The organism is Aeromonas dhakensis, assembly GCF_000820305.1.
In the GTDB taxonomy this organism is placed as follows: Bacteria; Pseudomonadota; Gammaproteobacteria; order Enterobacterales; family Aeromonadaceae; genus Aeromonas; species Aeromonas dhakensis.
Genome location: NZ_CDBH01000064.1, coordinates 139777 through 159118, shown reverse-complemented (window position 1 = coordinate 159118; position 19342 = coordinate 139777). Strand labels below are relative to the sequence as shown.

Below are 19342 nucleotides of genomic sequence, written 5' to 3'. Positions count from 1 at the left end.
GCGTTGGATCAACAATTTATCCCTTGCCGAGGAAAAATATGGACGCAATTCAACCCGTTGTCAGCCTACTGCCCTCTCCTCCCCCAGCGCTGCGCCAAAAAGAAGGAGGCGACCCCGGGATCGCCTCCTTGTCGGTTGGCTTGTTGCCGCGAGCGGCGCACCCTCAATAGAAGCGCTGCTGCTCGGCGGCCATCGCCTTGAGGCGCTCACAGGGGGCAAACCGATCGCCATGGCGCTTCTGGTAGTGCTCAAGGCGCGCCACCAAATGCTCGATGCCGAGGCTGTCCATGTAGCGGAACGGTCCCCCCAGGAACGGCGGGAAGCCGATGCCGAAGATGGCGCCGATGTCGCCATCGCGGGCCGAGGCCACCACGCCGCTGTCGAGCGCCATGGCCGCTTCGTTGAGCATCATCAGCACGCAGCGCTCGGCGATCTCCGCCTTGGCCTGTTTGGCCTGGGGGCTGACGCCCAAGACGCCATAGACGCTGTCGTCCACCTTCTTCTTGCCCTTGGCGGCTTTGCCGTAGAGGTAGAAGCCCTTGCCATTCTTGCGCCCCTTGCGATCGTTTTGCAGCAGCTTGTCAAAGGCCGCCGGCGCCTGGAAGCGCTCGCCCCCCAGCTCTTTCTCGAGGATCGGGGAGATCTTGGCGCCAACGTCGATCCCCACCTCGTCCAGCAGGGTGATGGGGCCCACCGGGAAGCCGAAATCGAGCAGGGCACCGTCCAGCACCTCCACCGGCTCCCCTTCCAGCACCAGGCGCGCCGCCTCGTTCATATAGGGGGCCAGGATGCGGTTGACGTAGAAACCCGCCTCGTCCTTGACCACGATGGGGGTCTTGCCCTGGGCACGGGCGAAGGCCAGGGTGGTGGCAACCGTCTCGGCACTGGTGCCGGCGTGGGGGATGATTTCCGCCAGCGGCATCTTGTCCACCGGGCTGAAGTAGTGCAGCCCCACTACCCGCTCCGGGTGTGCCGCCGCCGAGGCGATCTGGTGGATAGGCAGGGAGGAGGTGTTGGAGGCAAACACTGTGTGCTCGCCACATTCGCGCTCCACGTCCTGCACCATCTGGTGTTTGAGGGCGAGATCTTCGAACACGGCTTCCACCACCATGTCGACCCGGTGGAAACCGGAGTAGTCGAGGGTGCCGGTGAGCAGGCTCATCTGCTTCTCAAGCTCGCTGCGCAGGATATGACGACGCTTGAGCTTCTTGGCCAGGATGTCGTAGCTGTAGCGCATGGCGTTGCCGATGCCGGCACTGGCCACGTCTTTGATCCGTACCGGTACCCCCGCCTTGGTGGCGGTGACGAAGGCGATGCCGCCCCCCATCAGACCGCCGCCCAGCACGGCGGCATGGCCCACCTTGCGCGGCTCGGCCCCCTGATAGGTGACCTCCTTCTTCATCTCGGTGGTGGCAAAGAAGATGGAGCGCAGGGCGGCGGATTCGCTGGTCATCACCAGCTCGCCAAAGTGGCGGGATTCGGCGGCAAGGCCGGCCTGCATCCCCTCTTCCACCCCGATGCGTACCACTTCCAGGATCAGATCCGGCGCCGGGTAGTTGCCGCGGGTCTTCGCCTTCACCCCCTTGCGGGCCTGATCGAACAGCACCTTGCGGCCCAGCTTGTTGGTCTCCAGCAGCTTGCCCTGCAGATCCCGCTTCAGCTCGTGACGGGGCTTGCCCTTCTTGGCCAACTTGATGGCGGCCTCCAGCAGGATGGAGGGCGGCACCACATCGTCCACCAGCCCCAGTTTCTTGGCCTGCTTGGCCCGCACCTGCTTGCCGGTCAGCATCAGGTCGAGCGCCTTGGCCACCCCGATGAGGCGCGGCAGACGCTGGGTCCCACCGGAGCCCGGCAGCAAGCCCAGTTGCACCTCGGGCAGGCCGAGCACCGTCTTGCCGTGATCGGTGACCACCCGGCCATGACAGGCCAACGCCAGCTCCAGCCCACCACCGAGGCAGGGGCCGTGGATGGCGGCGATCACCGGGATGGGCAGCGACTCGATCTCGGCAAAGATCACCTGCCCTTCCCGCGACAGCGTCTCGGCATCCTTGGCGCTGGTACAAGCCGCCAGCATGCTGATGTCGGCGCCGGCAATGAAGGAGTCCTTCTTGCCGGAGACCACCACCAGGCCGATCAGCTCTTTATTGGCTTTCACCTCGGCCAGCACCGTGCGGATCTCGTCCACGAAGGCGGCTTTGAGGGTATTCATGCTCTCGCCCGGCACATCCATGGTGAGAATGCCGATGCCATCCTGGCGCACCGCCAGGGAAAAAGTCTTCTCGCTCATCACTCTACCTCCAACACCATGGCCACGCCGAGACCGCCCGCCGCACAGGCGGTGTTCAGCCCCAATCCTCCTCCCCGACGCCGCAGCTCGTGCAGGGTCTGGGTGATCATGCGCGCACCGGTCGCGGCAAAGGGGTGACCATAGGCCAGCGAGCCACCAAGGACGTTGAATTTGTCCATGTCCACCTCGCCGATGGCCTGATCACGACCCAGCTTGCTCTGGGCAAACTCGTGGCTGGCAAACATCTTGAGGTTGGCCAGGGTCTGGGCGGCAAAGGCTTCGTGCATGTCGATCAGAGTGAGATCGCTGAGCGTGATGCCGGCGCGGTCCAGCGCCAGCGGGGTGGCGTAGGAGGGGCCCATCAGCATGTCCTGCCACACATCGATGGCAGAAAACGCGAAGCTGCGGATATAGCCGAGGGGCTCGAGACCGAGCTCGCGGGCCCGCCCTTCGCGCATCAGCAACACAGCGGCGGCGCCGTCGGTGAGCGGGGTGGCGTTGGCGGCGGTGACGGAGCCGTGCAGCCGGTCAAACACCGGCTTGAGCTTGGCGTAGCTCGCCAGATCCGAGCTTTCGCGGATGTTGTTGTCTCGCTCCAGCGGCGCCTTGTAGGGAGGCACGTGGGCGGTAAACACCTCGCCACTCAACTTGCCATCGGCCCAGGCCTGCGCGGCCAGGGTATGGGAGCGGTGCGCCAGCGCATCTTGCGCCTCGCGGCTGATCTGGTGGCTCTTGGCCATCTGCTCGGCGGTCTGCCCCATGGAGAGACCGGTGGAGTACTCGGCCACGGCGGGCGGCACCGGCAGCAGATCCTTGACCCGCAACTGGCGCAGGATATTGAAACGCTGCTGCAGATTGCGCGCCTTGTTGAGATCCACCAGGGCGCGGGCCAGCTTCTTGCTCACCCCGATGGGCAGCACGGAGGAGGAGTCGGCACCGCCGGCGATGGCGATGTCCACCGTGCCGGCCATGATGGATTCGGTGACATTGGCGACGGCCTGGAAACTGGTGGCGCAGGCGCGCGACACGCTATAGGCATCGGTGCTGACGCTCATGCCGGTGCCGAGCACGATCTCGCGGGCAATGTTGGGGGCTTCCGGCATCTGTACCACCTGGCCGAACACCAGCTGGTCGATGAGCTTGGGATCGAGATCGGTGCGAGCGAGCATCTCGCTCACCACCAGCTTGCCCAGATCCACCGCAGGCACGCCGTGAAAGGCGGTGGCCTGCTTGGCAAAGGGAGTGCGCAAACCCGCCACGACGGCAATCCGTTCGCCCTGGCGAGTCGTCAGTTTCAATGGCTCTTTCATCCTGGCTCCTTGGTTAAACGAGAAGACTAAAAGGGAGAGGTCTGACCTCATTGCGCCACATCTTAACAATCCACTCACAAATTTCATACGGCTGATTGAAACTAAATTGCCGCCATCTTGGCCCCCTCCCTCGCCCTTGTGCGCCAACTGGAGTATAAAAAGATCAACTTCTATGAAAACAACGGGTTTATTGCATGGCAGCGGCCGAGTTCAGACAGCTTGGGGACTATCTTGGTAGTCAGATTCTGGGACAGGGCCCCCTCATCGAGGGGCTGCTGATCGCCCTGTTATGTGAAGGACATGTGTTGATCGAAGGGGCCCCCGGTCTTGCCAAGACCCGGGCCGTCAAAGCGCTGGCCGGCGCGGTGGAGGGGCGCTTCGCCCGCATCCAGTTCACCCCCGATCTGCTGCCCGCCGATCTCACCGGCAGCGAGGTGTTTCACCCTCAGGATGCCAGCTTCGTGTTTCAGCCCGGCCCCCTCTTCAACCACCTGGTGCTGGCGGACGAGATCAACCGGGCGCCGGCCAAGGTGCAATCCGCCCTCTTGGAGGCGATGGCTGAGCATCAGATCACCGTGGGCAAGAAGAGCTGGCGCCTGCCACCCCTCTTTATGGTGGCCGCCACGCAAAACCCGATAGAACAGGAGGGGACCTATCCCCTGCCGGAGGCCCAGCTCGATCGCTTCCTGCTCAAGCTGCTGGTGGACTACCCGAGCCCCGCCATGGAGCTCGCCATCCTCCAGCTCAACGCCCAGGGCGACACCCTGCCAACGCCGCCACTCACCCTGAGCCAGGCCGATCTGCTGGCGGCCCGCAGCGCGGTGCAGGCGGTGCTGATGCAGGGGCGCCTCGAGCACTATCTGGTGCAGCTGGTCTGCGCCACCCGCCCCGGCAGCGGCCTGTGTCCGGAGCTCGAACCCCTGGTCGCGGTGGGCGCCAGCCCCAGGGCCAGCATAGGTCTGGCCAGAGCGGCCCGCGCCAGGGCCTGGCTGGCCGGGCGGGATTTCGTGCTGCCCGAAGACATTCAGCAGCTGGCGCCGGCCGTGCTGCGCCATCGCCTCATCCCCAGTTATCAGGCGCTGGCGGACAACCTCGACAACGAGGCGCTCATCACCCTGCTGCTGGATGCGATCCCATGCCCCTGAGCCCGCTCGCACCCTCTGCACAGGCCCTGCTGTCATGACGAGCGCCGCCGATCCCCTCGCCCATCCAGATATCGCCCTGCCGCTTGCCAGGTTGCTGGCGATCAGGCTGTGGGCCCGGCAGGGGCCGCGCTCGCGTATTCAACCGGTGGCGCAGGGCCGACTTGGCCGCACGCCGGGGCTCACCTTTCGCGAGCTGCGCGCCTATCAGGCCGGCGACGAGGTGCGCCACATCGACTGGCGGGTGACCGCCCGCCTCGGTCGCCCCTATACCCGGCTCTACAGCGAAGAGCAGGATCAGGCCCACTGGCTGCTGCTCGATCTCTCTCCGGCCATGTACTTCGGCTCACGCCACCAGCTCAAGGCACGCCTGGGCTGCGAGCTGGCCGCCGCCCTGCTCTGGCAAGGGGAAAAGCAGGCCAACACCCTGATCTGCCACGGCGTGGAGACACACCTGCAACATCAGCGCGGCCCGCTGGTGCCGCTGCTGGAGGCCCTCTGCCACCACTACCGGCTGGGGCTGGCACGCACACCGCCACCCCACGCCCTGGCCCATACCCTGGCCCGGCTCAACCTGCCCCACGGCGCCAGATTGACCCTGATCACCGATCACAGCCCCCTCGATGAGGCGCTCTGCCGCCAGTTGCAGCTGCTCGGTCGGCGCCACGACATTCATTGCTGGCAGATCCGCGATCCGCTGGAGGCAGCCCTGCCCGCCCAGGGCCGCCTGGCGGTGCGCGCCGGCCAGCAGAGCGGCTGGCTCGAGGCCGGCGAAGCGGGGTTCGCCTGGCGCTATCAAGCGGCCGCCGAGCAGCTGGCCCGCCAGAGCCATCAGCAACTGCTGCCGCTGGTGCAGCGCCTCTACCGGCTCGACAACGGCCAGCCGCTGCAACGCCAGTGGCAGGAGGGGGCATGCCGCCAATTCTGAACTGGCTTGCCAGCGCCGTGCCGGGCAGCAATGTACCCACCTCCCCGCTGGCGGCCCAGCTGCGCGACATTCATCCCGGCCCACCGCTGCAGCTCGCCTCTGATCCCCGCCTGCTGGGCTGGTGGTGGCTGCTGATCGCCCTGCTGGTCGGCACCTTGATCATCCTCGGCGTGCAGAGCCTGTTGCGTTATCGCCGCTGGCAGCGGCAGCTCGACTGGCAGGCCCCCGATCTGGTGCCCCAGTTGCAAGCCGTGATGCGCGAGGCCGTGCTGCCGCGCTGGCCCGAGGCGGCCTCCCTGCAGGGCGAGTCCTGGCTCGTCTTTCTTGATTCTTTGGGGCTCGATCCTCTGGGAGGCAGCCGTTTTCGCGAGCTGGCCCCGCACTGGTCTGCCTGGCTCTACGGCGGTCAAAGCCCGGATGCGCAGCAGCGCCAAGCACTGCGCCGGGCCTACCTCGCCTGGGGACGCAGCTGCATCTGCCCGCCAGCCTGGTTGCTGGCGCTGCGCACTCGCTGGCGAAGCCGCACAAGAAATGTGCACATCCGGAGGCAATCATGATCCTCGCCTGGCCCTGGTTTGCCCTGGCGCTGGTGCTGCCGCTGCTGGTGCGCTTCGGTCTGCCACCCCGCCCCAGCGGCGCACACGACCCCGGCGTGCTGAACCATGCCGGCTTTCCTCTGCTGCGCCCCCATGCCGGCCAGCCCCTGTGGCGGATGGCGCTGTGCTGGTGCGCCCTGGTGCTGGCGCTCTGCCGCCCCCAGTGGCAGGAGCCGCCTCAGGTGAGCTATCAGAGCAGCCGGGATCTCATCCTGGCGGTGGATCTCTCCGACAGCATGCGCACCCAGGACATGCTGGACGACGGGGAGCAAAAAAACCGGCTCAGCGCGGTGCGCCAGCAGATAGACAGGCTCATCGCCGCCCGCCCCGGTGATCGCATCGCCCTCATCGTGTTTGCCGATCACGCCTACCTGCTCTCACCCCTGACCCAGGAGACCAACGCCCTGCTCGGCCTCACCCGCGAGCTCGATTTCGAGCTGGTGGGACGCACCACCGCGCTGGGCGAGGCCATCCTGCTTGCTCACCAGCACAAGGCTCCCAACCGCTCCACCGCCCTGTTGCTGGTCACCGACGGGCGCAACACCGCCGGCAGCGCCGATCCCCTGAGCGAAGCCAAACGAGCCGCCGCCGCAGGCATTCGCCTCTATACCCTGGGGGTGGGCGCCGATCCGGATACCTTTGCCGAGGCGATGGCACCCACGCTGGCCCCGGCCCAGAGCGATCCCAGCGCCGAGCTGGACGAAGCCCTCTTGCAGCAACTGGCCGAGGTGGGCCATGGCCGTTACTTCCGCGCGCGCACCCAGGGGGATCTCGAGGCCATCAATCAGACGCTGGATACCCTGGAACCCGTCGCCACCGCGCAAACCCGTTATCGCCCCAACGTGGAGCTCTACCCCTGGCCGCTGGCGCTGGCCTGGCTGCTGCTGAGCTGGCCAGCCCGGTTGCGCTGGCCGGTGCGGCTGACTCGCAAGGCCCAGCCTGATCAGCCGTCCCGAGGCGCCCCATGATGGAGCTCACCCTGCTGCGCCCACTCTGGTTGCTGGCCCTGCTGCCCTGGCTGTGGCAGGGGTGGCGCCGTCGCCGCCAGGCCCCGCTGCTGGCCCCCGCCATGCAGGCCTATCTGCTGCCGGGGCAGCGGCGCCAGCGCCCCTGGCTCTGGTTGGCCTGCCTGCCGGTGATCCTGGCCTTGAGCGGCCCGGCCCTGCGTCAGCAGAGCCTGAGCGTGCCAAGCCCGGCCCTAGACATCTGGCTGCTGGATCTCTCCCGCTCCATGCTGGCCACCGACCTGCTGCCGGATCGGGCCACCCGGGTGCGGGTACTGCTGCAGGATCTGCTGGCCGACAGCGAGCGGCAGGAAGCAGCCCATCCCATCGCCCTCATTCTGTTTGCCGGGGATGCCTACCTCGCCATGCCGCCCACCCGGGATCAGCAGGCCATCGCCCTGCTGCTGCCCGACCTACGCCCGGCCATCATGCCAAGACAGGGCAGTGCGCCCGAGCGCGCCGTGGCACTGGCGCTCAAGCAGATCCCCGCCGGCCGGCAAGCCCGCCTGCTGCTGATCACCGATGACCTGACCGCCCGTCAGGCCGAGCGGATCAAGGCGAGCTGGCCCTGCCAGGGCAACCTCTTTTGCCACCCCGAAGTGCAAGCCCGTCTCGATATCCTGCTGGTCAACGCAGGCCAGGCCAGTCAGCTGCCCGCCACCCTGGGCGGCGGCCTTGGCCGCGAGCTGCCCGCCCCGGATGTGGCAACGCTGCAGCAGCTGGCAACCGATCTCGGCGGTCAGCTGCAGTGGCTGCAGCAAGGATTGCCGCGCTTTGCCCCCCTGCCCATGAGTCAGACCACAGGCGCGCACCAGGCGCAGGATCTCGGCCCCTGGTTGCTGCTGCCCCTGCTGCCGCTGGCACTGCTGGCCCGCATCGGCAGCCTATGGCTGGTGGTAATGGGGACACTCTTGCTGACGCCCCCCTCCCTGCAGGCCAATCCGGCACTTGCCAGCATGCCCCCCGACGGGGACAACCTGGCCTGGCAGGCCTTCTTGCAGGGGCGCTATCAGGAGGCGGCCCGCGCCTTTGCCGATCCCGTCTGGCAGGGCAATGCCTGGTATCGGGCCGGCGACTACGCCCGGGCCGTTGCCGCCTACGGCCGGGCCAACAGCGCCACCGCCAACTACAACCGGGGCAACGCCCTGGTACAGCTGGGCCAGCTGGCCGCCGCCGAGCAGGCCTATCTGGCGGCGCTGGCACTGGCCCCCAACCATGAAGATGCACTTTACAACCTGGCGCTGCTGCGCGCCCAGCCGCCCGCGGCAGTACCAGAGGCGCAGGATCCCAAGCCCGTCGATCCCCCCGAACAGGCCGCTACCCCGGATGCCCCGCTGCCTCCATCTCCCCCCGTACTGCTGCTGGAGCAGCGGCTGCGCAAGGAGGATCAGCGCAGACGCGAGCAGGAGGCCGACAAGGGCCTTCTCCCTACAAGAGGGGAGGATCCCTGGTGACGCGCCTCTTTGCCCCTTACCATGCGCTCTGCCTTCTGCTGCTCTGGCTGCTGCCGGCTCAGCTCTTTGCCGCCCCGCCCCGGGCCGAGCTGCTGCCGGGGGCCGATCGCCGCGACTGGCTGCTGATCATCGAAGCGGACGGCGAACGCCAGAGCGATGAACTCGCCATCACCCCCCTACTGCGCCGCTTTGCGGTGGGCAAGGTGACCATGAGCCGGGTCACGGCCCCACAGCAAAACCTGACCCGCTGGCAGATCCCCCTGCACCTGCTGGACGACGCAGAGCAGCAGGTGCCGGCTCTGTCGCTGGGGACGGAGCAGACCCCGTCCATCCCCTTTCCGCCGCGCTCCGAGAGCGGCAGCCTGGTGCCAGCCCCTGCCATCTCCCCCATCGAGTTGCAGGCCCGGGTGCTGCAACAGGGGCCGCTCTACCCAGGCCAGCCCTTTGTCTATCAGCTCAGCCTCTGGCTGCCCGCCAACATGGAGGCCCCCAACCTCACCGAGCCGGCCAGCGATGCCTTCACCATCCGTCGTCTCGGCAACGATCAGTGGCAGCCCCCGGCGAGCCCCGGCCTGCCGGGCCGGCTGACCCGCAGCTGGCTGCTGCAGGCCAGGGAAGCCGGGCGCCATCCGCTGGAGTCCCCCCGCTTTCAGGGGCGTTTGCCGCAGGATGACGGCGGCAGCGACCCCCTCTCGGCCCGGGCCGCCACCCTGTTCGTGCAGATCGACAAGCCCCCGCTGCAACCGGTGGCGAGCCGGCTCACCCTGAACCAGCGGCTGGATCCGCCCACCGGTGCCAGAGCGGGTGAACCGGTGATCCGCACCCTGACCCTCACCCTGGAGGGGGGGGATGGCAGTCGCCTCAATCTGGCACGCCTCGGCTCATCCGGCCTGCCCGCCAGCGTGCAGGCTAGACCGGATGGAGAGCAGCAGCAGGAGCGCTATCTCGCCGAGGGGACGCTGCGCTTCGAGCGCGAGTGGCGTCAGGCCCTGACCGTCGACGAGCCCGGCGACTACCTGCTGCCCGCCATCGAGCTGGCCTGGTTCAACACCCAACACAAGCGCATCGAATACGCGCACTTACCCGCCGTCCCCCTGCACATCACCGCGGGCGCGCAGGGGCAACTGGCACAGGATGGGCCGAACGACGAGAGCCTGCGCTGGGTCATCTGGGCTCTGCTGCTGCGCGCCTGCTGGCGCCACGGGCCGCGCTGGCACGCCTTTTATCGCCTGCAGCGGGCGCTGGCCCGCACCGAGGCCGAGCCGATCCGCCAACACCTGCTTGGCTGGGCCGCCCTGCGCTGGCCACAGCCCCATCTTCGTCTCGACACCCTGCCCTGTCGCCGCGATCCCGCCCTTGCGCCCCACTTCGCCGCCCTGGAGCGAGCCTGTTTTGCCGCCGTCTCCCCCGCTGGCCATATTGGGCACAACTGGCGCGGCTTTGCCGCGGCCCTATGCGGCCATGAAACTTTTGCGATAGCCTATGGCCTCAGGCAACTGGCCCGGATCTGTGGTTCCGGGCCTTCATTCAAATAAGGAAGCCCAGCGATGGCTTTAGGATTTTTCAGAAAAAAAGGCGCCACGGTCGGAAAGGATCCCACGACCTCTCCGGTCTATGGAGGTATGGCCGACAAACAAACCAAATACGAAGCCCTGGTGCATGCCCTGCACGGGGACATTTACCGCTACGCCTACTGGCTGTGCCGGGATCCGCAAGTGGCGGAAGACCTGGTGCAGGAGACCTTCCTGCGCGCCTGGAAGGGGATAGACACCCTGGTGGATGACAAGGCCGCCAAGGCCTGGCTCATCACCATACTGCGGCGGGAGAACGCCCGGCGCTTCGAGCGCAAGCAGTTCGATCTCGTCGATCTCGACGAGCACCCCCAGAGCGATCAGGAGGCGCTGCACAGCGAGCAGGAGATGGAGAACGAGTGGCTCAGACGCCACATCGCCCGCCTGCCGGCAGAATACCAGGAGCCCCTGCTGCTGCAGGTGCTGGGAGGCTTCAGCGGCGACGAGATCGCGGCGCAACTGGGGCTCAACAAGAACACCGTCATGACCCGCCTGTTTCGGGCCCGCAACCAGATCAAAGAGGCCATGGAGTCAACGACCCAACAGAGAGGACACACCAATGGATGAGCTGGAATTTCGCCGTCGGGCTATAGCCCATCCACATGAGCAGGATCCCACGTTTCTCGAGCAGGCCCAGCGCTCCCCCGCCAACCGCAAGCATCTGGAGGAGATGAAGCAGCTCGATCGCAGCCTGCAGCGGGCGATGGAGGTCGAGGTACCGGCCGGCCTGGCCGAGCGAATCCTGCTCAGGCAGGCACTGGAAGCAGATCAGGAGCAGGTGGTGCCCCTGCGCCCGCATAGCAACTGGCGTGCGCTGGCGATGGCCGCCTCGGTCGCCTTCCTGCTCGGCATGAGCACCCGCTGGCTGAGCTGGCCGCAGGCCACCCCGGACGAGCTCTCGCTGGCCCAGGTCGCCATGGCCCACGTCTATGGCGAGGAGCCCTTCATCAAGGATGTGGACGAGCAGGTGAGCCTGCGCACCATCAACGCCAAGATGGAGAAATATGGCGCCACCCTGATGGGCATGCAGGGGCTGAAGATCACCTATGTCAACCACTGCTCCTTCTATCAGGGGCCGGCGCTGCACATGGTGCTGCAGGGCAAGATGGGCCCGGTCACCCTGTTCCTGGTGCCCAAGCATGTGCCGCTCACCCTGCAGCCCACCTTCGAGGATGGCCAGCTCAAGGGGGAGATCCTGCAACTCAAGGGGGCCAACATGGTGCTGATCGGTGACATGGAAGAGCCGCTGGCACCGGTGGCGCAGCAGCTGGAATCCCGGCTGCACTGGTCGATTTAACAGGTGTTAACGCAATCCTGACCCGAACGACATCGGGTCAACCCAACGGGCAGACCAGACAACTTGGCTGCCCGTTTCCGCCCTTATCCCCCACGATTTGCCGCCATTTCCGGCTCATTCACGGCAAGTGCCGAAAAATATTTTTGTGATGCAGATCGCCCTATGTGCGTGTTTTTTATCCAATAAATGGTAAAAGAGACTATTTATGCGGCACATTCAAACAAATGATTAACACTCCAGAAACTTTTATGTATTCTGCTGTCACTGGTCTGATTTCTTACCTCCTACCAGATCCATAGAATCACGCCAGAATTGAATGGGAAGAAGCTGAAATAACAACAGATCTTGTCACATACGGAGGCAAAAAAGCCCCGATGCTGACAGAAAATCTGCCTACAAGAGAGAACACTATGACAACTGCCTTTTTCAAAAAGAGCCTGATCGCTGCCGCCGTCACTCTGGCCAGTACCCAAACCTTCGCCGCCGCGTTTCAGCTGAACGAACACTCAGCCTCCGGTCTGGGCCGTGCGTACGCCGGGGAAGCCGCCGTGGCAGACAACGCCTCCGTGTTGTCCCGCAACCCGGCAGCCATGACCCAGTTTGACAAGATGGCGTTCTCCGTATCCGGCACCTACATCAAGCCGGACGTGGATGTAAATGGTGACATCTATGCGGGTACAGTAAATAAAGGAAGCGCGAGTGAGAGCGGCATCGCACCGAGCGCCTTCGTGCCCGCCACCTACTTCATCCAGCCGCTGAACGATCAGTGGGCCTGGGGTATCGGCCTGTTCTCCAACTACGGTCTGTCAACCGAGTATACCGAGAACTTCAACGGTGGCTCCATTGCCGGCAACACCGAACTGCTGACCTTCAACATCAACCCGAACATCGCCTACCGCGTCAACCAGCACTTCACTTTCGGTGCCGGTGTGAACCTGGTCTATGCCAAGGCTGAACTGAACCGCCGTGCCGGTGTGCTGGCCGCCGTTCCACCGCTCAAAGATGTACCGGGTATCGGCAGGGACACCATCGTCAGCCACCTGAAGGGTGACGACTGGGGTTACGGCTGGAACGTGGGCACCATGTTCGAAGTCAACGAAAACAACCGCTTCGCCCTGACCTACCGCTCTCAGGTGGATCTGAAGTTCAAGGGTGACTACCAGGGTACCTCCTCCGGCTTCAAGACCGTCGGTGGCGAACTGCCGCTGGATCTGCCGGCCCAGGCCGAGTTCGCCGGTTACCACCGTCTGAACCAGCAGTTTGCGGTGCACTACTCCGTCAACTGGACCGACTGGAGCGCCTTCCAGGAGCTGAAGGCCACCAGCGGCCAGTGCAACAGCACCGACGGTGCCGGTGTCTGCCTCTACAAGCCGGAGAAGTTCAAGGACTCCACCCGCTACTCTCTGGGCGGTACCTGGTACGTCAACCCGTCCTGGGAAGCGCGTATCGGCTTTGCCTACGACAACACCCCGATCGAGCCGGAATACCGCAGCCTGAGCATCCCGGACTCCGACCGCGTATGGTATAGCGCCGGTGCCACCTACCACATCGACAAGGACATGAGCGTCGATTTCGGCATGGCCTATCTGGACGGCAAGAAAGTGGACGTCAACGAGAAGCTGGTTGAAAGCAACGAAGCCCTGCGTTGGAAAGGCACCTCCCACGGCAATGCCTTCCTCGCTTCCGCTCAGTTCAACATGAAATTCTGATCATCAGCGAATTGACCAGAGCGCCTACGGGCGCTCTTTTTTTATGCTCAATGCCTGTTTCAGCGTACATCTGTAGTAAACAACTGTGCGCTTTTCTTTTTTTATCAAGCTATTAGCTGCACATCCTCCAGCATTTAATCCCGTTTTCGCCCGCCAGCTTCCGCGCCCGTTGCCTTACTGGTCGTACCATATAAAATCCTGCATCCAATCAGAAAAACGTTCGAACCCAAGGTTCACTTTCAAGGACAATGCAATGCACTCCATCATGAAGCCGTCTCTTATCGCCCTGCTGGTGCTGTCGAGCCAGGCCCAGGCGGCAGGTTTCCAGCTGGCCGAGCAATCCGCCACCGGCATGGGCCGCGCCTTCGCGGGCGAAGCCGCCATCGCCGACAATGCCAGCGTGCTCTCCCGCAATGCCGCCGCCATGACCCGTTTCGATACCATGGCCTTCTCCGGTGGCTTCATCTACGTGCACCCCGATGTCAATATCGAGGGCACCACCCGGGTGCCGACCGCCAGAGGGCCGGTCGACCTGGATGCGGCGGCCCACGACATCGCCGATGATGCCTGGGTGCCCAACGCCTACCTGATAGTGCCGCTCAACGATCAGTGGCGCCTGGGGCTGGCCGCCACCTCCTATTACGGGCTCGGCGTCAAGATGCCGGACAACTACAATGCCGGCCACTTCGGCAACGTCTCCGACATCAAGACCGTGGATCTGGGCGCCTCGCTGGCCTATCGCGTCAACCGCGTCTGGTCCGTCGGGGCCGGCCTCTCCGCCATTCGGGGCGAAGGGGAAGTGGGCGGCACCTTCCCCTCCAACAACCAGATTGCCAAGCACCTCAAAGGTGATGGCTGGGCCATGGGCTGGAACCTGGGCACCCTGCTGGAGCTGTCGGACGCGACCCGCATCGGCCTCTCCTATCGCCACGACGTGACCCTGAAGCTCTCGGGCGATGCCATCGGCATCGATCAGAACGGTCAGCCCTTCACCGATACCGGCAGCCTGGATCTGCCGCTGCCCGCCACCGCCGAGCTGGCCCTGTTCCATCAGCTGACGCCGGCGCTGGCACTGCACTCGAGCATCAACTGGACCAACTGGAGCAAGTTCGTGCAGCTGGAGTCCGAGCTCGACCACCACGGCGTCATGCACATCAAGGACGAGCACTGGAATGACAGCTGGCGCTATGCGCTGGGTCTGACCTACCAGCTGGCGCCGCAATGGACACTGCGCTCGGGCCTTGCCTACGACCGCAGCCCGGTGCCGGCAGATCGCCGCACCATCTCCATCCCCGACTCGGATCGGGTCTGGTACAGCGCCGGGGTGGGTTATCAGTTCGATCGCAACCTCTCGCTGGATCTGGGGGTCACCCTGATCGACGGCAAGAAGGTGGACGTGAGCGAAACCATGCAGCTCAAACCCGGCATCCCGCAGACCACCTCCACCTTCCAGGGCACCTCGGAAGGGGACGCCTGGCTGGCCGGCCTGCAGCTCAACTACCTGTTCTGATCCGGCGGGCCTCCTGGGCCCGTCTATTCAAGCACTATGCCAGTTATTGACCGTTTCTGGCCTTCACGCGCTGGCATAGTGCTCTGCTTCACAATAAAATCAATCCAGTACACCCGCTGGAGAGATGCATGTATTCCTACGTAGCAAGGCAGCCCATCCTGGATCGGGAGTTGAAGACCCACGCCTATGAGCTGCTGTTTCGCGACAGTCTGGATAACGTGTTTCCTCCCATCTCCTCCCAGCAGGCCACGGCCAGGCTGGTAGCCGAACAGTTCCTGCAACAGAACATCGATCAGCTGCTCGGCGGTCGCCCCTGCTTCATCAACTTCCCCCACTCCTTGCTGCTGGAAGGACTGGCCGAATGCCTGCCGCCGGAGAAGGTGGTGATCGAGATCCTGGAAGACGCCGCCCCCGACGACGCCCTGCTGGCCAAGGTGAAGCAGCTGCACGAGCTGGGCTATCAGCTGGCACTCGATGACTTCACCCTGTCGCCGGACTGGGAGCGCTTCCTCCCCTACATCCACATCATCAAGTTCGATCTGCGCACCACCTCCCTGCTGCGGATCAAGGTGTTCATCCAGCAGCATCAACAGCTCAAACTCACCTATCTGGCCGAGAAGGTGGAAGACAAGGCGGAGTTCGAACGGGCCAAACGGCTCGGCATCGACCTGTTCCAGGGCTTCTTCTTCAGCCGCCCCGAAATGGTCAAGCAGGCCACCATGGAGCCGGCCCAGGTGGTGGTGATGCAGTTGCTCAACGTGGTCAACCAGGCCGAGCCGGATCTCAACCGCATCGAGCAACTGCTGAGTCAGGACATCTCTCTGTCACTCAAGCTGCTGCGTTACGTCAACCACCTCAAGAGCCACGCCAACCCCATCTCCTCTTTTCGCCAGGCGGCGGTCTATCTCGGCCACACCCAGCTCAAGCGCTTCGTGACCCTGGTGGCCGCCACCAGCGCCGGCCAGGGCAAGAGCGCCGAGCTCTATCAGATGTCGATGATCCGGGCCCGTTTCTGCGAGCTGCTGGCCCATACCCATGCGCCGACCCAGGAGGCCCAGCAGGCCTTCATCACCGGCCTCTTCTCCCTGCTCGACGTCTTGATGGAGCAGCCGATGGACAAGCTGCTCGGCACCATTCCGCTGATCGAGGAGATCCGGGTCGCCCTGCTCGAGCGCAAGGGCAACCTGGGGTTCTACCTGTCGTTTTGCGAAGATTACGAGAATGCGAACTGGCAGCGGATCACCGCCAGAACGGCCCAATTAGGGCTCAATGAAGAGAAGGTCAGCCAGCTCTATCTGACCGCCACCGCCTGGGTCAACCAGCAACTCCAGGCGATGGCGGAGATAGATTAACCCAGCTCGATGGCGACTGCGGTTGCCTCCCCGCCCCCGATGCACAGACTGGCGATCCCGCGCTTGAGGCAACGTTCGCGCAAGGCGTGGATCAGGGTCACCAGGATCCGGGCGCCACTTGCTCCCAGCGGATGACCGAGGGCACAGGCGCCGCCGTTCACGTTCACCTTGTCATGGGGCAGCTTGCAACCCGCCATGGCCAGCATGCTCACCATGGCGAATGCCTCGTTGACCTCAAACAGGTCCACCTCGCCCACCTGCCAGCCCACCTTGGCCAACAAGCCCTCGATGGCCCCGATGGGCGCGCTGGTGAACTCGGCAGGCAGGGCCGCGTGGCTCTGATAACCCACCAGCCGTGCCAGCACGGGCACGCCGAGCTGCGCGGCGGTGTCGGTCCGCATCAGGATCAGCGCCGCCGCCCCATCCGAGATGGAGCTGGCATTGGCCGCCGTGATGGTGCCCGTCTTGCTGAAAGCCGGCTTGAGCTGGGGGATCTTCTCGGGGCGTGCCTTGCCAGGCTGCTCATCCTCGGCCAGCAGCAGGGTCTCTCCGGCCTTCACCGGCGCCAGCTCCGCTGCAAAGGCGCCGCTGCGCTGGGCCGCCAGTGCCCGCTCCAGCGAGGTGATGGCAAAGGCATCCATGTCGGAGCGGGTCAGCCCGGCACGATCCGCGCTCAGCTGGGCATAATGGCCCATCAGTTGACCTTCGTAGGCATCCTGCAGCCCGTCCAGGAACATGTGATCGAGCACGCTCTGGTGCCCCATCCGAAAACCGCTGCGCGCCTTGTCGAGCAGATAAGGGGCACGGCTCATGCTCTCCATCCCGCCGGCGATCACCACGTTCGTGTCACCGAGTCGCAACCCATCGGCCGCCAGCATCACCGCCTTCATGCCGGAACCGCACACCTTGTTGACCGTGGTGCAGGGGATGCTGTCCGGCAGGCCCGCCTTCAATACCGCCTGACGGGCGGGCGCCTGGCCGACCCCGGCACTCAGCACGTTGCCAAGATAAGCCTCATCGATCTGCTCCCCCTTGAGCCCGGCCTGCGCCATGGCTGCGGCGATGGCACAGGCACCCAGTTCGGGTGCGCTCAGGTTGGCCAGGGCCCCTTGAAAGGCCCCCATGGGGGTACGTTTGGCCGCAACAATCACGATATCCATCAATTGTACTCTCCTTGTTACATTGAGATAACATATGCCGCCGCCGTCGCGGGAACAAGACTTGCGGGGCAGTTGACGTTTGGGTAAGGTGCCAGCCAGGATTGACAGTCAAGATAGCGCCATGAACCGAACCAAGGATGACAAACGGACCTACAGCATCAGCGAACTGGCCCGTGAATTTGATGTTACGACCCGAAGTATTCGTTTTTATGAAGATCAGGGACTTTTGAATCCTGCTCGTCAGGGGCAGACCCGGATCTACAGCCGTCAGGACAGAGTGCGGCTCAAGCTCACCCTGCGCGGCAAGCGACTGGGGTTCAGCCTGGCGGACATCCGCGATCTGTTCGATCTCTACGATGCGGACAAGAGCAGCCGTACCCAGCTGCAGACCATGCTTGGACTGGTGGCCGACAAGCGGGATACCCTGCAGCAGCAGCTGGAAGACATCAAGATGGTGCTGCTGGAGCTGGACGCCGCCGAGCAGCGCTGCCAGCAGGCGCTGGAGCAGCTCGGCTGAGGCAAACAGACAAGCATAAAAAAGGGGCCCGCGGGCCCCTTTTCATTGCAACTGGATTATTTGTTCCAGCGGTCCGGATCGTAATCCGGGCTGTAGCGGTCGACGATGACGGCGCAGGCCGCATCACCGGTGATGTTGAGGGCGGTACGGATCATGTCGAACAGACGATCCAGCGCAAACAACAGCGGCAGTCCCTCGATGGGGATCCCGGCGGCCAGCAGCACGGCGACCACCAGGAAGCTCGGGCCAGGTACGCCGGCCTGACCGATAGCCCCCAGGGTGGCGGTCACTATGATGGCGGCCCAGGCACCCATGGAGAGATCGATCTGATAGACCTGGGCGAAGAAGATGGCGACCAGACCGTAATAGATGGCGTTGCCGCTCATGTTGATGGTGGCACCCAGCGGCAGCACGAAAGAGGCCGTGGCATTGCTCACCTTCAGCTCTTTCTCGCAGGTCTCCATGTTGACCGGCAAGGTCGCCATGGAAGAGGCGGTGGAGAAGGCGACGATCTGCGGCTTCTTCATGGCCGACAGGTACTTGCGCACCGGGGTGTTGGAGAAGATCATGACCAGCAGCGGATAGACCACGAAACCGAAGATCAGGATGGCGGCCAGATAGACCACGAACAGCTTGATCACCAGGGTCAGCACGTCGAAGCCGTAGGTGCCGATGGCGTCGGCCATCAGGCCGAACACGCCGAGCGGCGCAATCAGCATCACCTTGTTGATCATCCAGACGAAGGCATCCACCAGGGTGTTCAAACCATCGACCAGCGGCTTGGCCCGCTCGCGGGGCTGCTTGGCCAGCGCGATGCCGAGGAACATGCAGAACACCAGGATCTGCAGGATGTTGGCTTCGTTGAGCGACTGGAAGACGTTGGTCGGGATCATCCCGAGCAGGGTGGCAACCGCATCGGGCAGGGCGCCCTTGTCGGAATAGTCACCGGAGAACATGGAGGCCATGGAGCCGAACTCGACCCCGATCCCGGGTTTGAAGATCTGCCCCATCACCAGTGCCAGCAGCACCGCCAGCGCCGAGGTGCCGAGGAAGAAGGCCAGCGTGGTGACGCCAATCTTGCCTGCTGCCGGGCTGGCCCCCAGATTGGCTGCCCCCGACAGGATGGCCACCGCCACCAGCGGGATCACCAGCATCTTGATGAGCTGGATAAAGAGAGTACCGAGCGGTGCGAACACGGTGGCTTGTTCACCCATGAACGCCCCCACCAGTGCCCCCAGCACCATGGCAACCACGACCTGGAAGCCAACGTTCTTAATGAGTCCTTTTGTTAACACAGAATGTTCCTTTATGTAGCAATTATTTACACTTTCCCAGTGCAATCAACCAAACAGGGGAAGAACAGCTGTCCATTCTCCTGAGCGCGCGCTTTATCTCATATTTATTGGCTGTTTGAAATCGCCAAATCGTTAACGGGAGTTATTGATAAGTTTGCAATAAAGTTAAGATTCAAAAGGAACACGGCGATTTTTCCCGCTTTCATCATG

General features: G+C 64.2%; 16 protein-coding genes. 12 read left to right on the top strand and 4 right to left on the bottom strand.

Annotated features, from left to right (window positions below):
* Positions 1-163: 163 nt before the first annotated feature.
* Complete coding sequence (gene fadJ / locus BN1143_RS19005) at positions 164-2287, bottom strand: fatty acid oxidation complex subunit alpha FadJ (RefSeq protein WP_042051727.1); 2124 nt, start codon at positions 2285-2287, stop codon at positions 164-166.
* Entirely contained in the window at positions 2287-3597 is a 1311-nt protein-coding gene (fadI, locus tag BN1143_RS19000; RefSeq protein WP_017782779.1) for an acetyl-CoA C-acyltransferase FadI, read from the bottom strand. Before fadI ends, fadJ begins: the two co-directional genes overlap by 1 nt.
* A gap of 194 nt (positions 3598-3791) precedes the next feature.
* On the opposite strand from fadI, the gene BN1143_RS18995 reads away from it, so the two are divergent.
* The 11 genes from BN1143_RS18995 to BN1143_RS18945 all read left to right on the top strand — a co-directional run bounded on the left by BN1143_RS18995 (position 3792) and on the right by BN1143_RS18945 (position 16160).
* A complete protein-coding gene (locus BN1143_RS18995; protein ID WP_042051725.1) occupies positions 3792-4742 on the top strand; it encodes an AAA family ATPase in 951 nt (316 codons plus the stop codon).
* Between the two features lie 34 nt (positions 4743-4776).
* On the top strand, positions 4777-5667 hold the full coding sequence (locus BN1143_RS18990; RefSeq protein ID WP_042051723.1) for a DUF58 domain-containing protein: 891 nt from the start codon (positions 4777-4779) through the stop codon (positions 5665-5667).
* Positions 5652-6224 carry a DUF4381 domain-containing protein gene (locus BN1143_RS18985; RefSeq protein WP_042051720.1) on the top strand — a complete coding sequence of 191 codons (573 nt, stop codon included), beginning with the start codon at positions 5652-5654 and terminating at the stop codon, positions 6222-6224. Before BN1143_RS18990 ends, BN1143_RS18985 begins: the two co-directional genes overlap by 16 nt.
* Positions 6221-7231: a VWA domain-containing protein gene (locus BN1143_RS18980; RefSeq protein ID WP_042051718.1), complete on the top strand. Its 1011-nt coding sequence runs from the start codon at positions 6221-6223 to the stop codon at positions 7229-7231. Before BN1143_RS18985 ends, BN1143_RS18980 begins: the two co-directional genes overlap by 4 nt.
* Entirely contained in the window at positions 7231-8721 is a 1491-nt protein-coding gene (locus tag BN1143_RS18975) for a vWA domain-containing protein (protein ID WP_042051717.1), read from the top strand. The genes BN1143_RS18980 and BN1143_RS18975 overlap by 1 nt, the downstream gene beginning before the upstream one ends.
* The gene (locus tag BN1143_RS18970) at positions 8718-10256 is read left to right on the top strand and encodes a BatD family protein (RefSeq protein WP_042051716.1); all 1539 of its coding nucleotides are present in this window, start codon (positions 8718-8720) and stop codon (positions 10254-10256) included. The genes BN1143_RS18975 and BN1143_RS18970 overlap by 4 nt, the downstream gene beginning before the upstream one ends.
* Positions 10257-10268: 12 nt before the next feature.
* Positions 10269-10859, top strand: a complete 591-nt coding sequence (locus BN1143_RS18965) for a sigma-70 family RNA polymerase sigma factor (RefSeq protein WP_005301215.1) — start codon at positions 10269-10271, stop codon at positions 10857-10859.
* Entirely contained in the window at positions 10852-11589 is a 738-nt protein-coding gene (locus BN1143_RS18960) for a DUF3379 domain-containing protein (RefSeq protein ID WP_042051714.1), read from the top strand. Before BN1143_RS18965 ends, BN1143_RS18960 begins: the two co-directional genes overlap by 8 nt.
* Positions 11590-11999: 410 nt before the next feature.
* On the top strand, positions 12000-13298 hold the full coding sequence (locus BN1143_RS18955; protein WP_017786984.1) for an outer membrane protein transport protein: 1299 nt from the start codon (positions 12000-12002) through the stop codon (positions 13296-13298).
* Positions 13299-13551: 253 nt separating this feature from the next.
* Positions 13552-14808 carry an OmpP1/FadL family transporter gene (locus tag BN1143_RS18950; RefSeq protein WP_010633887.1) on the top strand — a complete coding sequence of 419 codons (1257 nt, stop codon included), beginning with the start codon at positions 13552-13554 and terminating at the stop codon, positions 14806-14808.
* A 128-nt stretch (positions 14809-14936) separates the two neighbouring features.
* The gene (locus BN1143_RS18945; RefSeq protein ID WP_042051713.1) at positions 14937-16160 is read left to right on the top strand and encodes an EAL and HDOD domain-containing protein; all 1224 of its coding nucleotides are present in this window, start codon (positions 14937-14939) and stop codon (positions 16158-16160) included.
* Here BN1143_RS18945 and BN1143_RS18940 read toward each other — a convergent pair.
* Entirely contained in the window at positions 16157-17320 is a 1164-nt protein-coding gene (locus BN1143_RS18940) for an acetyl-CoA C-acyltransferase (RefSeq protein WP_042051864.1), read from the bottom strand. The two genes, BN1143_RS18945 and BN1143_RS18940, sit on opposite strands and share 4 nt — an antisense overlap.
* 121 nt (positions 17321-17441) lie before the next feature.
* Here BN1143_RS18940 and BN1143_RS18935 point away from each other — a divergent pair, with 121 nt between their 5' ends.
* Positions 17442-17837 carry a MerR family transcriptional regulator gene (locus tag BN1143_RS18935; protein ID WP_005301228.1) on the top strand — a complete coding sequence of 132 codons (396 nt, stop codon included), beginning with the start codon at positions 17442-17444 and terminating at the stop codon, positions 17835-17837.
* A gap of 56 nt (positions 17838-17893) precedes the next feature.
* On the opposite strand, the gene BN1143_RS18930 is transcribed toward BN1143_RS18935, so the two are convergent.
* Entirely contained in the window at positions 17894-19132 is a 1239-nt protein-coding gene (locus BN1143_RS18930; protein ID WP_005301229.1) for a dicarboxylate/amino acid:cation symporter, read from the bottom strand.
* Positions 19133-19342: the final 210 nt, after the last annotated feature.